Origin of the sequence: Methylibium sp. T29-B (assembly GCF_000576225.1) — a bacterium.
GTDB classification, from domain to species: domain Bacteria; phylum Pseudomonadota; class Gammaproteobacteria; order Burkholderiales; family Burkholderiaceae_C; genus Methylibium; species Methylibium petroleiphilum.
Window position 1 is genome coordinate 1 of the sequence record NZ_AZSN01000279.1, and the last position, 2,813, is coordinate 2,813.

Here is a 2,813-nt window from a genome sequence, read left to right on the forward strand (position 1 = left end):
GACCGCGCCCGCCTCCCACCGTGCGACCGCCGGAGCCTCGCCCCCCGGAGCGACCCGGCCCCAAGGTCCCGCCCCGCCCCGGCGCCACGCCACCGCCGGGCACGCTGGTGGATCACTGACGAGAACGGCCTGCGGCGTTCGTCGCGCGCCATTGCCCTCGTCCGCGTCAAAACCGCCAGAACCCGAGCGCATGGCCGGCGGGGTCGGCAGCGCTTAAGCTCGCACGTTGAGTGCGGCCGTCGCCATCCGTGGGGATCGGCGGCCACGCCAGGAGACCTCGATGAACGCACCGCTCGCCGCGACCGCGCTGCCTGCCGCCCCGTCCCGCGAAGAACGCAGCCGCCGCCAGGCCGAAGTGGTGGCCGCGCTCGCGCCGCTGCTGCCCGCCCATGCGCTGCTGTGGCAGCGCGAGGACACCGTCCCGTACGAGTGCGATGGCCTCACCGCCTACCGCGCCATGCCGCTGGTCGTGGCGCTGCCGGAGACCGAGGCCCAGGTCGCCGCGGTGCTGAAGGCCTGCCACCGCCTCGCGGTGCCGGTGGTGGCGCGCGGCGCCGGCACCGGCCTGTCCGGCGGCGCGATGCCGCACGAACTCGGCGTGACGCTGTCGCTCGCCAAGTTCAACCGCATCCTGAAGGTCGACCCGGTCAGCCGCACCGCCGTCGTCCAGTCGGGCGTGCGCAACGCGGCCATCAGCGAGGCCGCCGCGCCGCACGGCCTGTACTACGCGCCCGACCCAAGCAGCAAGATCGCCTGCACGATCGGCGGCAACGTGGCCGAGAACTCCGGCGGCATGCACTGCCTGAAGTACGGCCTGACGATCCACAACGTGCTGCGGGTGCGCGGCTACACCGTCGAGGGCGAGCCGGTCGAGTTCGGCTCCGAGGCGCTCGACGCGCCCGGCCTGGACCTGCTGTCGGCGGTGATCGGCTCCGAGGGCATGCTGGCGGTGACGCTCGAGGTCACCGTGAAGCTGGTGCCCAAGCCGCTGCTGGCGCGCGCCATCCTGGCCAGCTTCGACGACGTGCGCAAGGCCGGCAACGCGGTGGCCGCGCTGATCGGCGCCGGCATCATCCCGGCCGGCCTGGAGATGATGGACAAGCCGATGACCGCCGCCGTCGAGGACTTCGTGCACGCCGGCTACGACCTCGACGCCCACGCCATCCTCATCTGCGAGAGCGACGGCACGCCCGAGGAGGTGGAGGAGGAGATCGCCCGCATGGTGGCGGTGATGGAAGGGGCCGGCGCGACACGCTTCGACATCAGCACCAGCGAGGCCGAGCGCCTGAAGTTCTGGAGCGGGCGCATGAACGCCTTCCCGGCCAGCGGGCGCATCAGCCCCGACTACATGTGCATGGACTCGACCATCCCGCGCAAGAAGCTGGCCGAGATCCTGACCCGCATCACCGAGATGGAGACGAAGTACGGCCTGCGCTGCTGCAACGTGTTCCATGCCGGCGACGGCAACCTGCACCCGCTGATCCTGTTCGACGCCAACGACCCCGACCAGCTGCACCGCGCCGAGCTGTTCGGCGCCGACATCCTGGAGACCAGCGTGATGCTCGGCGGCACCGTGACCGGCGAGCACGGCGTGGGCGTCGAGAAGCTCGCCTCGATGTGCGTGCAGTTCACGCCGGCCGAGCGCGAGCAGATGCTCGGCCTCAAGCGCGCCTTCGACGCGGCCGGCCTGCTGAACCCCGGCAAGGTGATCCCCACGCTGCACCGCTGCGCCGAGTACGGAAAGATGCACGTGAAGAAGGGCCTGCTGCCCTTCCCCGACCTGCCGCGGTTCTGACGCCGGTCGGCCCCCCATCCGTTCGAGAACCCGTGCCACGACGATGACCTCTCCCGACGACGACCCCGCCTTGCGCGCCCTGGTCGAGCGCGTGCGCGCCGCGCAGGCCGACGGCACCCCGCTCGAGATCGCCGGCCACGGCTCCAAGGCCTTCTACGGCGGCCCGCGCCACGGCGAGGCGCTGCACACCACCGGGCTCACCGGCATCTCCAGCTACGAACCCACCGAGCTGGTGGTGAGCGCACGCGCCGGCACGCCGATCGCCGAGCTGGAGGCGGCGCTCGCCGAGCACGGCCAGTGCCTGCCGTTCGAACCGCCGCGCTTTCGCGTCGCTCGGTCGCCAAGGGCACGGTGGGCGGGCTCGTCGCGGCCGGCCTGAGCGGGCCCAGCCGCGCCAGCGTGGGCGCGGTGCGCGACCACGTGCTCGGCGCCACGCTGCTGAACGGCCGCGCCGAGGTGCTGAGCTTCGGCGGCCAGGTGATGAAGAACGTGGCCGGCTACGACGTGTCGCGTCTGCTGTGCGGCTCGATGGGCGTGCTGGGCGTCGTGCTGGAGGTGTCGCTGAAGGTGCTGCCGGTGCAGCCGGCCACGGCCACGCTGCGCTTCGAACTCGACGAGGCCGCAGCACTGCAGCAGCTCAACGCCTGGGGCGGTCAGCCGCTGCCCGTGAGTGCCAGCGCGTGGTGGGCCGGCATGCTGCTGCTGCGACTGCGCGGCGCACGCGCCGCGGTGAATGCCGCCGTCGACACCCTGCTCACGCGGCACCGCGGCGAGGGCGTGGAAGACGGCCTGGCCACGCCGTTCTGGGACGGCCTGCGCGATCACGAGGACGAGTTCTTCGTGAAGGCCCGCACCGCGGTCGAGTCGAACACCGGCGCGGCGCTGTGGCGCCTGTCGGTACCGCAGACGGCCGCACCGATCGCGCTGCCCGGCGAGCAGCTGATCGAATGGGGCGGCGCGCAGCGCTGGTGGTGCACCGCCGCCAGCGCGGCCACGGTGCGCGAGGCGGCCCAGCGCG

General features: G+C 72.8%; 1 protein-coding gene and 1 pseudogene. Both read left to right on the forward strand.

Going from position 1 to position 2,813, the window contains the following annotated elements; all coding sequences use genetic code 11:
* Positions 1 to 280 precede the first annotated feature (280 nt).
* The gene (locus Y694_RS21020; protein ID WP_011831211.1) at positions 281 to 1,795 is read left to right on the forward strand and encodes an FAD-linked oxidase C-terminal domain-containing protein; all 1,515 of its coding nucleotides are present in this window, start codon (positions 281 to 283) and stop codon (positions 1,793 to 1,795) included.
* Positions 1,796 to 1,838: 43 nt separating this feature from the next.
* Positions 1,839 to 2,813, forward strand: a pseudogene (glcE, locus tag Y694_RS21025) (glycolate oxidase subunit GlcE); the annotation flags it as partial.

Excerpts from the sequence above, each read along its gene's own strand:
- Y694_RS21020 (WP_011831211.1), top strand. The coding sequence starts at position 281 with ATGAACGCACCGCTCGCCGCGACCGCGCTGCCTGCCGCCCCGTCCCGC.